Raw genomic sequence first — 14,984 nt, forward strand, 5'->3', positions numbered from 1 at the left:
TCAATGAAACAATGGCAAGGTCCGGGCCATAGGAAGAAACACAGACACGGTCGGGCCGGATGCTGGATATTTCTGCTTATGCAGTCATATTCGAGGGAAAATAGGTTCTTCGCTTGAAAATTGCAATCATAATGCATATCAAGCCCGGAAATGAAATCAATCTCGCAGCAAAGCGGAAGGAGAAATCAATGAAAACGATGCAGACGATCAAGGGCATGGTGTGTTGCGGCTGGGCCGCGGCCATAATGGCGTTCCCGGTTTTCGGTCAGGCCGAGGAACAGGCGGCGCCGGGGGGCCAGCAGGCCGGCGCTCATCAGGAGGCGCGTTCCCATCAGGAAACCGGTACGCATCCGCAGGAGAGCAAATGGAGCGCGGCCGGCAAGGAGGTCAAGGAGGCGGCCGGGTCGGTGGCGGAAGCCACCAAGGAAACCACCGGCTCGGCCTGGGGGACCGTGAAAGACGAATCCTCGTCCATGTGGGAAAAGACCAAGAGCGGTTCCCGCGAGCTGTACGACACCGTGGAGGACAAATCCAAGGAGGCCTGGCATACGACCAAGGAGGAGTCGAAAAATATGTGGGAAAAGGGGAAGTCGCTGATTCATGATGCGACCGCCCCGGATACGCCCGCGGCTCCGGCCGTCCCGGCGACGCCGCCCGCTCCCGCCCAACCGCCGGCCCCGGCGACGCCTGCCGTCCCGCCGGCACCGCAACCGGCCCAGGCCGTTCCGCCGGCAACATCGCCGACCGCCCGGTAGAGAAGCGCAGAGACGGTTTCCCCGGGGAGTTCCGGGGCCGATGCCGGCCGGCGGGTTCGGTTGCCGCTGGCCCGGCTACAGGGTAAACGACTGGTGCAGGCGGGGCATGGCGACCGTGGTGCCCGTGAGCTGGCCGGCCAGGGCCTGCATGGCCATTTCCTCGCCATGGACCAGGAAAGTTCGTTCCGGCGTGCCGGTCAGCGCGTGCCACTTAAGCAGCTCCCGCTGGTCGGCATGGGCGGAAAAGCCGCCGATGGTGTGGATCTCGGCGTTCACCTCGACCTCTTCGTGCAGGACCCGGACCGTTTCGGCGCCCTCGATGATCTGCCGGGCCAGGGTGCCTCCGGCCGCATAGCCGACAAAGACCACCGAGGCCTCGGGCCGCCAGAGGTTGTGGCGGAGGTGATGGCGGATGCGGCCGCCGGTGCACATGCCCGATCCCGCGATGATGACCGCGCCCTTGACCTGCTTGAGCGCCATGGATTCGGAGGTGTCGCGCACGATTTCCAGGCCGGGAAAGTCGAAGGGATCGCGGCCCGCGGCCACGACTTCCCAGGTCTCCTCGTCGAAGCATTCGCGGTGGCGGCGGAAGATCTGGGTGGCGGATATGGCCATGGGCGAATCGAGATAAACCCGAAGATGGCTCGGCAGCCGTCCCTGTTCAATCCCTTCCCGCAGATAGTACAGAAGTTCCTGGGTCCGCTCCAGGGCAAAGCTGGGGACCAGCACGTTGCCGTCCCTGGCGACGGTGGTGGCGATGGCCTGATAGAACTCCTCGATGGAGGGGGCCAGGCTTTTGTGCAGCCGGTTGCCGTAGGTCGATTCCATGACCACGGTGTCGGCATGGGGCGGCCGGGCGGGATCGGGGAGGATGGCCCGGCCGTCGCAGCCGAGGTCGCCGGAAAACAGCACCCGGTGCTGCCGGCCCCCTTCCTCCATTTCCACCAGGATGCAGGCCGACCCGAGGATGTGGCCGGCATCGTAGAAGGTGGTGCTGATGCCGGGGCAGAGTTGGTGGGCCTGCGCGAAGGAAGCGATATCGGCAAAGGCGCCGAGGCTGTTAAGGGCGTCCAGGGTGTCGTAGAGCGGTTCGGCCGGCTCCTCCCGATTGCGGCGCTTGCTGGCCTTGTAGTTGCGGTAGCGCGCCTCCTCCTCCTGGATTCTCGCCGAATCGAGCAGGACCAGGCGGGTAAGCTCGCGGGTGGCGGCGGTGGTCAGGATCGTGCCCTTGAACCCGAGCCGGTGTAGCAGCGGAATGCGGCCGCAGTGGTCGAGATGGCCGTGGGTGAGCAGGAGATAGTCGATCGAGGCCGGATCGAAACCGAAATCGTTCCGGTTCTCCTCGTCCATTTCCCGGTTGCCCTGGTACAAGCCGCAGTCGATCAGGATTCGTTTGCCCCGGCATTCGAGCAGGTGGCAGGAGCCGGTGACGTTGCGGGCGGCTCCGTGAAAGGCGATGCGCATGCAAGATTCCTCTGGAGTTGGGGTTGGCGGCACCGTTCGCTCGGCATGGGCGTGACGGTTGCCCTATGGTTCTGGTGCCGGCGCTTCGGCGTCCTGGTCAGGATCGCGTTTTGGTGGCTATGGTCTCGGGCAGGACGGTGACCGTTTCGACCAGGCCGGCAAACTGTCCCTGATGGTACCAGGGGGCCTGATGCACCAGCTTGCGGACGCCCGCCTTCACGACAAAATAGCTGTTGACCCGCTGTTGCTCGAGCTGGGCGCGGATGACGGCGTTGGCCGGCTCCGGGTGGCAGGCAAACAGGCTGGTGCCGATCAGCCGCCTGCCGCCGTATCGGTCGTAGGCCTCGATGGCCTGGCGGTTCATGGCCACGATCGTTCCTTGGGTATCGCAGACGGTGACGGCGGCGGGGTAATGCTCCATCCAGTCGAAAGATGTGGCGGTCATGGCGGCGGTTCGGCGGTGGCGGTTAAAGGAAAGGCGGCCGCTCAGAAGCGGCCCAGATCGGCGGGCCCGAAGGGCAGCCAGCGGAAAAGGTGGCGTTCCAGGGTGAGGCATTTGTCGAAGTTCTCCCGGATCAGCGCCTGCCGTTCGGGATTGCCCTTGCCGTAATGGTCGATGATGTACTCCAGCCGCTGGTCGAGATGGACCACCACGTTATGCCGCACCCGTTTGTCGGCGTAGTAGACGAGTTCCAGGGCATCGAAGCGGCCTTGCTCGTAACGGGCGGGGTCAAAATCCCACAGCCGCACATGCTGCTCGACAATGGCGGCGATTTCGGGGTAGCCGTGGCGCCTGCAGATGTCGGCCCCGGCCTTGGCATGGTCGCAGGTGCTGTTGAGGCAAGGGGTCTTGGCGATGTCGTGGAGCAGGGCGCCGCTGATGACCAGGTTGCGGTCGGCCTGATGGCGGTCCGGAGCCACGGCGCAAAGCCCGCCCTGCAATTGTTCCGCCAGGCGGGCGACCACCAGCGAGTGATGGCGGATGTTGGGCAGCATCCCGTATTGCTCCATCAAGTCGATGCATTGGGCGAGCGAAGGGATGGCTGGGCCGGATCGATCCATGCGACACCTCCCGGTGAGGCGCTTACGGTTTGCCGCTGAACCGGTGGACGGCGTCGACCGCGATCCGCACCTGCACCGTCGGCGTCTCCGGCAGGATGCCGTGGCCGAGGTTGAAGATGTAGCCGCGGGCCTCGCGGGCTTCGAGCAGCATGGTCCTGATTCGCTCTTCCAGGCGTTTCTGGGGCAGGAAAAGGGCCAGGGGATCGATGTTGCCCTGCACCGCATGCTGGCCGGCGCGGGCCACGGCCTCACCGATCGGCAGCCGCCAGTCGAAGCCGATGACGTCCGCGCCCACAGTGGTGGTCAGCTTGGTCAAGGTGGCGCCGTTATTGGCGAAATAGATGATCGGCACATCGGTCACGGCCCGGAGGTCGGAAATAATCGAGCGGACATAGGGTAGGGCGAATTCCTCGTAATCGCAGGGGGCGAGCACCCCGACCCAGGAATCGAACAGTTGCAGGGCCTGGGCGCCGGCCCGGGCCTGGGCCTGGAGATAGGCGCTGGTGCAGGCAGTGATCTTGGCCAGCAGGTTGTGGTACAGCTGGGGTTCCTGGTACATCATCTTCTTGGTGTGCAGAAACACCTTGGAGCTCCCGCCTTCGATGAGATAGGTGGCCAGGGTGAAGGGGGCGCCGGCGAAACCGATGAGCGGCACCTGCAGGCGGCTGCGCAGCAGGCGGATGGTCTCCAGCACGAAGGACAGCGATTCCTCCGGCACCGGCACCACCAATTCGTCGACCGCCTGCTGGCTGCGGACCGGTTGGGCAAAGATGGGTCCCTTGCCCTCGTGGAATTCGAGCCCAAGGCCCATGGCCTCCATTGGGATCAGGATGTCGGAAAAGAGGATGGCGGCGTCGAAGCCGAAAATATCGATCGGCTGGAGGGTGACTTCGGCGGCCAGTTCCGGGGTCTTGCACAATTCGAGAAAGCTCACCCGGCCACGGACTTTCTGGTATTCGGGGAGATATCTGCCGGCTTGGCGCATGAACCAGACAGGGGTGTAGGCCGTGTGTTCGCCTCGGCAGGCGTGAAGAAAGGTCTCGTTCATTGAAGCGATATAATCGGTTGGAGGTTAGCGGCTCGGTGGCGTCCTTTCATTGTCCGGGCCGGTAGGCGCAAAACGGCTCGCCGGCCAGATAGTCGCCGGTCATGGCATAGGCCCTGGCCCGGCAGCCGCCGCAGACCTGAAGGTATTCGCAGCGGCCACAATGGTCCTTGTATCCTGCAAAGTCGCGCATGTCGAGAAGAAGTCTCGAATGTTCCCATATTTCCCGGAACGACTGGGTCCGCAGGTTGCCCGCCGACAAGGGGAAGTAGCTGCACGGCAGGACATTGCCGTCGACATCGATCAGGCAGATCAGCTGGCCGGCCAGGCATCCCTTGGAGCCGCCGGTGGAAAATTTGAGCGAGCGCCGCTTGAACCGCTCGCCCTCGGCCTTGGCGCGCTGGAGCACGATGCGGTAATATTGGGGGGCGCAAGTGGGGCGGACCAGGAGGTCGTGTTCCTCCCTTTCCATGTCGTAGTGCCAATTGAGAATGTCCTCGTACTCTTCGGCCGGGATCAACTCGTCCATGATGTCCTCCCCCCGGCCCGTGGGCACGATCATGAACAGGTACCAGGCGGTGGCGCCCAGGCTTTTCACCAGCCGGTAGATTTTCGGCACCTCCGCCTTGTTGCGCCTGGTGAAGGACGAATTGACGAGGAATTCGATCCGGTGTTCGTTGAAGAGGCGGATGGCCTCCATCACGCCGGCAAAGGCACCGGGCTGGTTGCGGAAGTTGTCGTGCACCTCGGCCGTGGCCCCGTCGAGACTCAGGGACACCATCTTGATGCCCGCCTCCTTGATGGCGCGGCAGACGGATTCGGTGACCAGGGCGCCGTTGGTGGCCAGGCACATGCGCAGGCCCAGGCCGGTGCCGTAGGCCGCGATGTCGAACACGTCCGGCCGCAGCAGCGGTTCCCCCCCGGACAACACCATGACCGGGTTGGCGTAGGCGTGGATATCGTCCAGAATCCGTTTGGCCTCGGCCAGGGAAAAGTCGGGATGACCTTCGATCTCAAGCTGGGAGGAGGAGCGGCAGTGGACGCAGTTGAGATTGCACCGGCGGGTGATTTCCCAGGCAATCCATTTCGGAGTGAATTCCATGGCAATGTTCGGCAGGGGCCGGAGAGCAAGATGAACAAGGTGGTACCGCCGTTCGGCGCAACGGGAACCCTTTCCGGTCGCGGCGGATGCCAGCGGGATGACGGCCAAGCGGATAAGCGGCTGGCAGTATAGGCACGATGAGGGGCATGGTCAACAGCTTTGTCCGTTCATCGGGGATGTGACGGGGCGATGCAGTTATTCGTGGTGAAAAATGCCCGAACGAGATAAGCTGGCGGCATCAAGTGAATTCCTACCATCTTCTTTCAGATAAAGGAGGTCTTGCATGCAGGCGATCAAACGTATCCTGACTCCAGTGGATTTTTCGGACAATGCCGGCAAAATCATCCAGGCGGCGACCTTCATGGCCGGAACGTTCAAGGCGGAACTCTATCTGGTGTTCGTGGCCCAAACGTTCGAGGATTACAGCGGTTTTTTCGTTCCGCCCATCAATCTCCCCAACCTGGAAGAGGAGCTGTTCGCCTCGGCGCAGCAGCAGATGGAAACCTATATCGAGGAAAACAAGGCGATGTTTACCGAGGCCGGAGTGGCGCAGGTGACCGGCAAGGTCCTGTCCGGCGACATTGCCGAGGAAATCCTCAAGTATGCGGTCAGAAAGAAGATCCAGTTGATCGTCATGGGAACGCATGGCTACAAGGGCGTCGAGCGGATCATGTTCGGCAGTGTCGCCGAGAAGGTGGTGAAATCCTCCTGCTGCCCGGTGATGACGATCAATCCCTACCGCGAGGAATGCGAAGACAACACGAAATGATCCGGCCGCCGCTGGGCGGCAGCAAGCGGAGCCTGTCTCGGCCGTGAGGTAATGGCCCTCCGGCGGCGGCAATGATTTTTGGAGGTGCAATGGGAGAAAAACGCAAACATCCGCGGATGGCGGTCAGGGACATGTCCATCGACGTGTCCGATGGAATGCGATGTTGTTCGGGGATTGTCCAGGACATTTCCGAGGCCGGATTGTGCCTGGCCGACATGACCAGCCGGTTTGGCAAGCACATCGAGGTCTATACCGTGGTGGCGACCAGCGGACGCCGCTCGTTCAAATTCCGGGTCCGGCCCAAGTGGGAGGAGGCCATCGGCTTGAACAAGCGGATGGGCGTGGAAATCAAGGAGCCCTCCGGGGCATGGCTCGAATACGTGCAATCGCTGGGAATCCAGAACGCTACCCCAGCTTCCTGAACAAGCGTGCCGGCCTGCTCAAACCGTTCTGAGCAGGCCGACGACGCCACCCTCGTCCTCTTCGCCGGCGTCCGGGCGACCGGAACCGCCATCCGCGAAACTTTCCGAAAACAATCGGGCCGCAGACGCCCGGGGAAAGAAATACAGTTCCAGTACGGCCGATGCCGCCGGCGGCACTGCCGCCGAGTCGGCCGTGACCCGAGCCCATTGCTCCAGGCCCGAGCGCAACAGCTGTTCGCGCTCAGCCGAGCATTTGAGGCCGGAGCCATGGGCGGCGATCTCGGCCAGCAGCCTGTCGAGGTCGGGACACCGCCGTCCGGACGGCTCATCGGCGCCTGCCGTTTCCCGGTCCGCGGCCGGCACGGGGATGGCGATCTCGGCCAGCAGCAGGGCGCTCTGCCGCCATCTTTTTTCGTAGACTTCCTGCAACAGGTCGATCGCTGTCCGGTGGCGGGAGACCAGCAACCCGGGGGCACTCCTGCCGCCGTGAAAACAAAGCCGGGTCCAGGCCTTGAGCCGATGGCGGAGGATGGTGTCCGCCTCCGGGCCGTCGTCCTGTCCGGCAGCGGGCAGGGCAAAGGGCTGTTCCTCTTCCTCGCACAGCTCGGCGAACAGGGTGTCCTGTCTGCGGGCGATGGTCTGCAGGGCGTCGCTCAGTTCGGCCTGCTCGATGTCGTACGCCTCACCCAATTCAAGCATCAGCCGCGACTGCCAAAGCATCAGCTCGGTTTGCTCCTGTTCCCGGATATCGGCCCCGCGCAGCAGGCCGGCCAGGATCGCGTGGGGCGGATCGGGCTGGTCCCGGCGGCCCAGGCCGGCCAGGGTGGTCATGCTCAACTGGCTGATATACGTGTCGCCGCGGTGGCGGATATCCCGGGCCAGGGCGAGAAACCGCTCTCGCTGCTTCCCGAGGGGCACGGGCGTGAACGCCGCCAGGCGTCCCCGCTGCCGGCAACGGTCCATGAACGCGGTGGCGGTTCTTTGCTCCGGCGGCGCGTTTTCAATGGCTTGCATGTGGACAACCTGTCCGAAAACCTGTACAAGGGGCAGCAGGAAGTGCTCGGCGGGCAGGGTTTCCGGAAACACGCAGGCAATGCTGTTGTTCATGATATGAGTACACTACGGGAAAAGATCACATTTATTCTGACGGCCCTGGCCTATCTGCTCTTTCATCTGCGCCTGGGCCCCGATGTCGGCACCGTGGTGAGCGGCACGGTCTATCAAATGCTGCTCACCGCTCCCTATGCCCTGGGGTTCACCTATATCGTCGCCGTGGTGTTCCGGCGGCTCACCGACAAAGGCTGGCTGCCCTGGGACCGGTTGTTCCGGATTTTTTTCACCGTCGGCATCCTGTTCGCTTTCTTTTTCGCCCTCTACGAATACGCCGGCCAGGGCAAGCCGCTTGAGGACCGCGCCATGCAGTCGGACTCTAGCGCAGCACGCTTTTTCGAGGATGTACTCCGGCGGGTGCGGTAGTATTGGGCATGAGCAGGCTGTCCGGCCCCATGATGGTGCCCGGACTGGTCACGGCGTTGCATCCGGTCTGCGAGCCGTCGCCGATGATGGCCCCCAGCTTCTTCAGCCCGGTGTCGAGGGTGACGTCGCCGTTCTTCAGCTTGACGTTGCCTGAGAAGAACCTGAGGTTCGCGCACTTGGTCCCGGCGCCGAGGTTGACGCGGTTGCCGAGGATCGAATCGCCCAGGTAGGCGAAATGGCCGGCCTTGGCATCGTTGAGGAAGATGGTGTGCTTGACCTCGGTGGTATGGCCCACCACGCAGCGCTTGCCGATCAGGCAGTTGCCGCGCAGGTAGGCCCCCTGGCGGATTTCCGACTGGTCGCCGATGATGGCCGGGGATTTGACCATGGCTCCGGATTCGATCAGCACGCCCTTGCCGATCTTGATGTTCTTGCCCAGGATGACCGCTCCGGCCATGATCACCGAAGCGCCCTGGAGGAACTGGCCGTTTTCCCAAACCGAAAGGCCGCCTTTGGTGGCGTCGCCATAGGTGATGACGCATTCGCGGGCATTGCGCAACCGGCCGTTGAACCAGATGTAGGGGCTGTCCAGCGGTACCCCGTCGGTGATGCAGAGGTGCTGAAAGGTGGGGGCGGTCTGGCTGGCGATATAGGCTTTCAGCTTTTTCAGCGGCACCCAGACATAGGGACAGTCGGCGAAAAGTTCCTGGTCGGGAAAGTCGGCAAGATCGAAGAACGACCCGATGGTCAGCATGATCGGCTCCAGAAAAGCGGGTGGTCGGAAGGACGGATGACAGCCCTTTGTATATTGGCGGGCCGGCAATTATTCAAGTGAAATTTTCTCCTCGGGCTCGGGGCGGGGCGTCGTCTTGACTTCGGGTGGGGTTGTGTTTACTGTCGTGGGACAATTCAGCGGGCGCATCGGTGCGCATCGCCGCGTTAGGCGGCTCTAAGGAGGGGAAACGTGGAATTTGACGATTCATTATCGACCAGCATGGGGGATTTCGGCGAACAGACGCAGGATCTGGAGATCCCCGAATCCCTGCCCATGATGGCTGTCCGGGATGTCGTGGTCTTCAACTATATGATCATCCCGTTGTTTGTCGGCCGGCCCGGCTCGATCGAGGCCGTGAACGACGGCTTGAGCAACAACAAGCTCCTGATGCTGGTGACCCAGAAGGATCCGACCAAGGACGATCCCGAGGAAAAGGATCTCTACCAGGTGGGCATGGTGTCGATGATCATGCGGACCCTCAAGCTGCCCGACGGTCGGCTCAAGGTCCTGGTGCAGGCCCTTTCCAAGGCCAAAATCCGCTCCTTCCAGCAAAAGAAGCCGTTCTACCGGGTGGCGATCGACCTGATCGAGGAGCCGGAAACCCCGGATGTCACGGTCGAGACCGAGGCCCTGATGCGGACCGTGCGCGAGCACACCGAGAAGATCATGTCGCTGCGCGGTCTGCTGTCCTCGGACCTGATGATGATCATCAACAATATCGAGGAACCGGGCCGCCTGGCCGACTTGGTCGGCTCCAATCTGCGGCTGAAGATCGCGGAATCGCAGAAAATACTTGAGACCATCGACCCGACCGAACGGTTGCGTCTGGTGGCCGACCTGCTCCACAAGGAGTTGGAGGTGTCCACGGTCCAGGCCAAGATCCAGTCGGACGCTAAGGAGGAAATGTCGCGCAGCCAGCGGGAGTATTTCCTCCGGGAGCAGATCCAGGCCTTGAAGCGGGAGCTGGGGGACGAGGACGGCTATTCTCAGGAAATCGAGGAACTGCGCAAGCAATTGCGGAAGAAGAAGATGCCGAAGTACGCCAAGAAGGAGGCGCGCAAGCAGCTGCGGCGGCTGGAGATGATGCATCCCGACGCCTCGGAGGCGACCATTGTCCGCACCTATCTCGACTGGTTCCTCGACCTGCCGTGGCGGCAGTCCTCCACCGACGTGCTCGACCTCAAGGTGGCGGCGGAGGTGCTGGACGAAGACCATTACGGTCTGGACCGGATCAAGGAGCGCATCCTCGAATACCTGTCGGTGCGCAAGCTCAATGCCGACACCAAGGGGCCGATCATCTGCTTTGCCGGTCCTCCCGGCGTGGGCAAGACCTCGCTCGGCCAGGCCATCGCCAAGGCCATGGGCCGCAAGTTCTACCGGCTGTCTCTGGGCGGCATGCGGGACGAGGCCGAAATCCGGGGGCACCGCCGCACCTACATCGGCGCCATGCCGGGCCGGATTCTCCAGGGGCTTAAGAACGTGGGCACCAACAACCCGGTGTTCATGATGGACGAGATCGACAAGATCGGCGACGACTACCGGGGCGATCCCTCCTCGGCCCTGCTGGAGGTGCTCGATCCGGAACAGAACAACACCTTTTCCGACCATTACATGAACCTGCCTTTTGATCTTTCCAAGGTCATGTTCATCACCACCGCCAACCGCACCGACACCATCCCCGGCCCCCTGCTCGACCGCATGGAGGTGATCCAGCTCTCGGGCTATACCCTGGAAGAGAAGAGGGTGATCGCCAACAAATTCCTGTTGCCGCGGCAGATCAAGGAAAGCGGCATCAAGACCGGACAGATCAAGATCGACGACGCCACCCTGGAAATCATCATCAGCAGATACACCCACGAGGCCGGGGTGCGCAACCTGGAGCGGGCGCTGGGCAAGGTTTGCCGCAAGATCGCCCGCAAGGTGGCCGAAGGCGGCCGGGGACCCTATGCGGTCTCCGACAAGACCATCGAGAAATATCTGGGGCCCCCGAAGTACATGCCGGAAGAGGATCTGGACACCAGCGGCCAGCCCGGGCTGGTGATCGGACTGGCCTGGACCGAGGTGGGCGGCGAGTTGCTGCATATCGAGACCTCGGTACTGCCCGGCAAGGGCAAGTTGCTGTTGACCGGCCAATTGGGCGAGGTGATGAAGGAATCCGCCCAGGCCGCGCTCAGCTATTGTCGCAGCCGCAACAAGATGCTGGGGGTCGAGCCCGAGTATTTCGATGCGGTCGATATCCACATCCATGTCCCGGCCGGGGCCATTCCCAAGGACGGACCCTCGGCCGGCATCACCATGACCACCGCCCTGTTCTCCGCCATCAGCGGCAAGGCCGTCAAGCGCGGTATCGCCATGACCGGCGAGGTGACCCTCCGCGGCAGGGTTCTGCCCATCGGCGGACTCAAGGACAAGGCCTTGGCGGCCCTGCGCGCCGGTATCGCCAAGGTGATCATTCCCGAGGAGAATCAAAAAGACTTGGTCGAGATCCCGGAGGAACTGCGCAAGAAAATCACCTTCTTCCCGGTCAAGCACATGGACGATGTCATCGAGTTGACCTTGGGAAAGGTTCCCAAGCACAAGGCCCCTGCCAAGCAGGCCGGCGAGGAGGGGCGTTAACAAGGCGCCGGCCGGCAAGGGAAGGCCGCGATAAGCGGTACCTCCCTGTCGCCGGGTTGTCCGGCCGTTTCGTTTGCCGCCCTATCATGTCATGCGCCGCCTGCTGATCGCCCTGTCCCTGGCCGTGCTCGTTTCCCTTGTGGGAATCGGGCTCTGGTACCGTTCGTACCTGGTTACCCCCGCGCCGGCGGGGCAGGGCGAAGTCGTGGTCGATATCCCCAAGGGCTCCGGGGTGCGGGGCATCGGCGCCCTGCTGGCGGCCCGTGGCGTGCTGGACAACGACATCCGCTATCTGGCCATGGTCTATTTTTCCGGCCTGAGAACCAAACTCAAGGCTGGAGAATACAGCATCCCCCTGGGCCTGACCCCGCCCCAGGTCTTGGAATTGCTGGCCTCGGGCCGCACCCTCCGCCACCGTGTCACCATCCCCGAAGGCCTGACCGCCGCCCAGATCGCCGCTGTGTTCGAACAGGACGGCTGGATCAAGCAGGCCCGCTTCCTCGCTCTGGTCAAGGATGCCGCCTTTCTCCGCCAACTGGGGATAGAGGCCGGTAGCCTGGAGGGATATCTTTTTCCCGAGACCTACACCCTGGTGCGCAACGAGGCCGACGAAGCCACGGTGATCCGGATGATGGTCGCCCGTTTTCAGCAGGTCTGGCAGGCGCTCGACGTGCCGGAATCCTTGGAATTGAACCGTCACCAGCTCCTGACCCTGGCCTCGGTGGTCGAGAAAGAAACCGGGGTGGAGGTCGAGCGACCGCTCATTGCCCGGGTGTTCTACAACCGGCTGGCCAAGAAGATGCGCTTGCAGTCCGATCCGACCGTGATCTACGGCATCGCCGATTTCAACGGCAACCTGACCAAGGCGGACCTGAAGCGGGAGACGCCCTACAACACCTACGTCATCCCCGGCCTGCCGCCCGGCCCCATCTGCAATCCGGGCCGCGCGGCCCTGGAAGCGGTCTTGCATCCCGTCGAATCCGATGCCCTCTATTTTGTTTCGAAAAACGACGGCACCCATATTTTTTCCACCAACCTGGCCGACCACAACCGGGCCGTGCAACGCTACCAGCGCGGGCAGTAATCGCTTGCACTGCAAGGAAACCCGAGTCGCGCCTCCGCAGGCGGCCCGTGCTTGCGAATTGGACTATCGGGCCGGCGAGACGAAAAAAATGTGCGATCCGGGTAAGATGCCATCAAATTCCTTGTTTTTAACTCAATTAATGGTATGTTCGCCGCCAGGAGTAGAACATGCGATATTTTGGAGGGTTAGATTTTCCCTCGGTTGTTGCCGACGAAAGCGACAGGGAATATCGCAGGGATGGAACATTCAGTCCAAGACAAGGAGCAAGAGGGAGCAATGCTGAAAGGAACGGTTAAGTGGTTTAACGAGTCGAAGGGTTTCGGTTTTATCGAACAAGAAGCTGGCAAGGATGTTTTTGTCCACTACTCTGCGATCGCAGGATCGGGTTTCAAAACCCTCAACGAAGGGGACAAGGTACAATTTGAAATCGTTGACGGACCCAAGGGGCCGGCGGCTGCCAACGTCACGAAACAATAATTCAAAACGGTTGTTCGTGCCCGGCGGGAGACCTCTGCCGGGTTTTTTTTGCCCTCGGCACGGGCAGACCTTGTCCCGTGCCGGCGATCATTTCTCCTGGTCGGCTTTTCCTTGCCCGCGCCCGGGGCTGGCTGCACCCGACAGGTGCCGCCGGCAAACAGCAAGCCGAATTTCTTCTCTCTGTTCAATGCATCGTGAAAATAGCCCTTGTTCAGACGAACCCGATTATTGGTGCCTTTGAGCGCAATTTCAGGCAAGTCGCCGCCTGGATCGACAAAGCGAAGCAGGCCGGATGCGAACTGGCTATCTTTCCCGAACTGACCTTGTGCGGCTATCCGCCCCAGGATCTGCTGGAGCGCTCCTCGTTCATCGAAGCCCACGACCGTGCCCTGGCGGACCTGATCAAGGGGCTGGACGGCATCGCCTGCATCGTGGGTGCCCTGGAACGGCGCGAAGGTCCGGGCAAGCCGCTGTACAATGCCGCCTGGGTGATCGAGCGCAACAAGATCGTCTGCCGGGCCCGCAAGCAGCTGCTGCCCACCTACGATGTGTTCGACGAGACCCGCTACTTCGAACCCGGAGACACCACCACGGTCTTTTCCCTGCAAGGGCTGCATTACGGCCTGACCATCTGCGAGGATATCTGGTGGAACAGCGCCGCCTACCATGCCAATCCCATGGCCGGGATGGTGGTCGGTCCGGTGGTTCCGGACTGCCTGATCAATATCTCCGCCTCGCCCTATTATCACGGCAAATTACAGGCCCGTCAGCAGGTCTTCGGTCAGGTCTGCCGGCAGAACAACGTGCCCCTGCTCTATGCCAACCAGGTCGGCGGCCAGGACGGCCTGATTTTTGACGGCCATTCCATGGCGATGACCCCGGCCGGTACCCTGCACAAGGCGGCCGCAGGTTTCGTCGAGGACATGCTGGTCGTCGACAGCGACCAGTGGCACGGCGCCGGCACCGGGGAACGGTTGCAGGACAGCATCGCCGAGGTGAAGAAGGCGCTGGTGCTCGGGGTGCGCGACTACCTGCACAAGACCGGCCACACCAAGGCGGTGCTCGGCCTGTCGGGCGGCATCGATTCGGCGGTTACCGCCGTGATCGGCTGCAAGGCCCTGGGGCCGGAGAACGTGCTTTGCGTGGCCATGCCCTCGCCGTACACCTCGCGCCAATCCGTCGACGACGCCCGGCAACTGGCGCGGAACCTGGGCTGCGACTTCGAGATCATCGAGATCGCCGCCGCCATGGATGCCTATCAATCCGCCCTGGGCCCCCTGTTCACCGGCCTGGCGGAAGACACCACCGAACAGAACATCCAGGCGCGCATCCGGGGCAATCTGCTGATGGCCCTGTCCAACAAATTCAACCGGCTGCTGCTGTCCACCGGCAATAAATCGGAGATGGCCGTGGGCTACTGCACCTTGTACGGCGACATGAGCGGCGGCCTGGCCGTGATCGCCGACGTCCCCAAGGGGATGGTCTATGCCCTGGCCCGGCTGATCAACCGCGAGCGGGAAATCATTCCCGAGCCGATCATCGTCCGGCCGCCGACCGCCGAGCTGAAACCGAATCAGTTCGACCAGGACGACCTGCCGCCCTACGACCTGCTTGACGCCGTGCTGCACGCCTACCTCGAGGAACACCAGAGCATAGCCGATATTGCCGCCGGTGGGGTGGATGTCCGCCTGGTGCGGGATATTGTCCGCCGGATCAAGCTCAACGAATACAAGCGCAAGCAGGCGCCGCTCGGCATCAAGGTGACCAGCAAGGCCTTCGGTCCGGGGCGGCGCTATCCCCTGGTCCAGGGATTTGTGGAGTGAGCGTTGGCCGGAGCATGCCGGCGCGCGGTGCAAACTTCTTTTGACGGCGTTTTTTTTTTTCGTTATTGTGGCCTGACCCTGCCTGGCTGAAAGCAATTCTATCCGAAGCAAACC

15 protein-coding genes are annotated in these 14,984 nt (G+C 62.4%); 8 read left to right on the forward strand and 7 right to left on the reverse strand.

Features of this window, described 5'->3' with window-relative positions:
- Positions 1–188: 188 nt before the first annotated feature.
- On the forward strand, positions 189–755 hold the full coding sequence (locus tag RMR13_RS09540; RefSeq protein WP_310600400.1) for a hypothetical protein: 567 nt from the start codon (positions 189–191) through the stop codon (positions 753–755).
- A gap of 75 nt (positions 756–830) precedes the next feature.
- On the opposite strand, the gene RMR13_RS09545 is transcribed toward RMR13_RS09540, so the two are convergent.
- From RMR13_RS09545 to RMR13_RS09565, 5 genes are all read right to left on the reverse strand, one after another.
- A complete protein-coding gene (locus RMR13_RS09545; protein ID WP_310600401.1) occupies positions 831–2,219 on the reverse strand; it encodes an MBL fold metallo-hydrolase in 1,389 nt (462 codons plus the stop codon).
- A 97-nt stretch (positions 2,220–2,316) separates the two neighbouring features.
- The gene (locus RMR13_RS09550) at positions 2,317–2,664 is read right to left on the reverse strand and encodes a PAS domain-containing protein (RefSeq protein ID WP_310600402.1); all 348 of its coding nucleotides are present in this window, start codon (positions 2,662–2,664) and stop codon (positions 2,317–2,319) included.
- Between the two features lie 41 nt (positions 2,665–2,705).
- Entirely contained in the window at positions 2,706–3,281 is a 576-nt protein-coding gene (locus RMR13_RS09555; RefSeq protein ID WP_310600403.1) for an HDIG domain-containing metalloprotein, read from the reverse strand.
- Between the two features lie 22 nt (positions 3,282–3,303).
- Positions 3,304–4,329: a uroporphyrinogen decarboxylase gene (gene hemE / locus RMR13_RS09560; RefSeq protein ID WP_310600404.1), complete on the reverse strand. Its 1,026-nt coding sequence runs from the start codon at positions 4,327–4,329 to the stop codon at positions 3,304–3,306.
- A gap of 46 nt (positions 4,330–4,375) precedes the next feature.
- Positions 4,376–5,428, reverse strand: a complete 1,053-nt coding sequence (locus RMR13_RS09565) for a radical SAM/SPASM domain-containing protein (RefSeq protein ID WP_310600405.1) — start codon at positions 5,426–5,428, stop codon at positions 4,376–4,378.
- A gap of 283 nt (positions 5,429–5,711) precedes the next feature.
- On the opposite strand from RMR13_RS09565, the gene RMR13_RS09570 reads away from it, so the two are divergent.
- Both RMR13_RS09570 and RMR13_RS09575 read left to right on the forward strand, forming a co-directional pair.
- Complete coding sequence (locus tag RMR13_RS09570) at positions 5,712–6,197, forward strand: universal stress protein (RefSeq protein WP_309412137.1); 486 nt, start codon at positions 5,712–5,714, stop codon at positions 6,195–6,197.
- A gap of 89 nt (positions 6,198–6,286) precedes the next feature.
- A complete protein-coding gene (locus RMR13_RS09575) occupies positions 6,287–6,619 on the forward strand; it encodes a hypothetical protein (RefSeq protein ID WP_310600406.1) in 333 nt (110 codons plus the stop codon).
- An 18-nt stretch (positions 6,620–6,637) separates the two neighbouring features.
- Here RMR13_RS09575 and RMR13_RS09580 read toward each other — a convergent pair whose 3' ends face one another.
- Positions 6,638–7,726, reverse strand: coding sequence for a hypothetical protein (locus tag RMR13_RS09580; RefSeq protein WP_310600407.1), 1,089 nt, complete (start codon positions 7,724–7,726; stop codon positions 6,638–6,640).
- A gap of 3 nt (positions 7,727–7,729) precedes the next feature.
- On the opposite strand from RMR13_RS09580, the gene RMR13_RS09585 reads away from it, so the two are divergent.
- Entirely contained in the window at positions 7,730–8,095 is a 366-nt protein-coding gene (locus tag RMR13_RS09585; protein ID WP_310600408.1) for a hypothetical protein, read from the forward strand.
- On the opposite strand, the gene RMR13_RS09590 is transcribed toward RMR13_RS09585, so the two are convergent.
- Positions 8,049–8,849, reverse strand: coding sequence for a hypothetical protein (locus tag RMR13_RS09590; RefSeq protein ID WP_310600409.1), 801 nt, complete (start codon positions 8,847–8,849; stop codon positions 8,049–8,051). The genes RMR13_RS09585 and RMR13_RS09590 overlap by 47 nt on opposite strands.
- Positions 8,850–9,059: 210 nt before the next feature.
- Here RMR13_RS09590 and lon point away from each other — a divergent pair, with 210 nt between their 5' ends.
- The 4 genes from lon to RMR13_RS09610 all read left to right on the forward strand — a co-directional run bounded on the left by lon (position 9,060) and on the right by RMR13_RS09610 (position 14,870).
- Positions 9,060–11,486, forward strand: coding sequence for an endopeptidase La (gene lon / locus RMR13_RS09595; protein WP_310600410.1), 2,427 nt, complete (start codon positions 9,060–9,062; stop codon positions 11,484–11,486).
- A gap of 73 nt (positions 11,487–11,559) precedes the next feature.
- On the forward strand, positions 11,560–12,570 hold the full coding sequence (gene mltG / locus RMR13_RS09600; RefSeq protein ID WP_310600411.1) for an endolytic transglycosylase MltG: 1,011 nt from the start codon (positions 11,560–11,562) through the stop codon (positions 12,568–12,570).
- Positions 12,571–12,846: 276 nt separating this feature from the next.
- Positions 12,847–13,047: a cold-shock protein gene (locus RMR13_RS09605; protein ID WP_309412678.1), complete on the forward strand. Its 201-nt coding sequence runs from the start codon at positions 12,847–12,849 to the stop codon at positions 13,045–13,047.
- 194 nt (positions 13,048–13,241) lie between these two features.
- A complete protein-coding gene (locus RMR13_RS09610) occupies positions 13,242–14,870 on the forward strand; it encodes an NAD+ synthase (RefSeq protein ID WP_310600412.1) in 1,629 nt (542 codons plus the stop codon).
- The last annotated feature ends 114 nt before the right edge of the window (positions 14,871–14,984 follow it).

The sequence above is a fragment of the Desulfobulbus sp. genome, from assembly GCF_031547805.1.
Classification (GTDB): domain Bacteria; phylum Desulfobacterota; class Desulfobulbia; order Desulfobulbales; family Desulfobulbaceae; genus Desulfobulbus.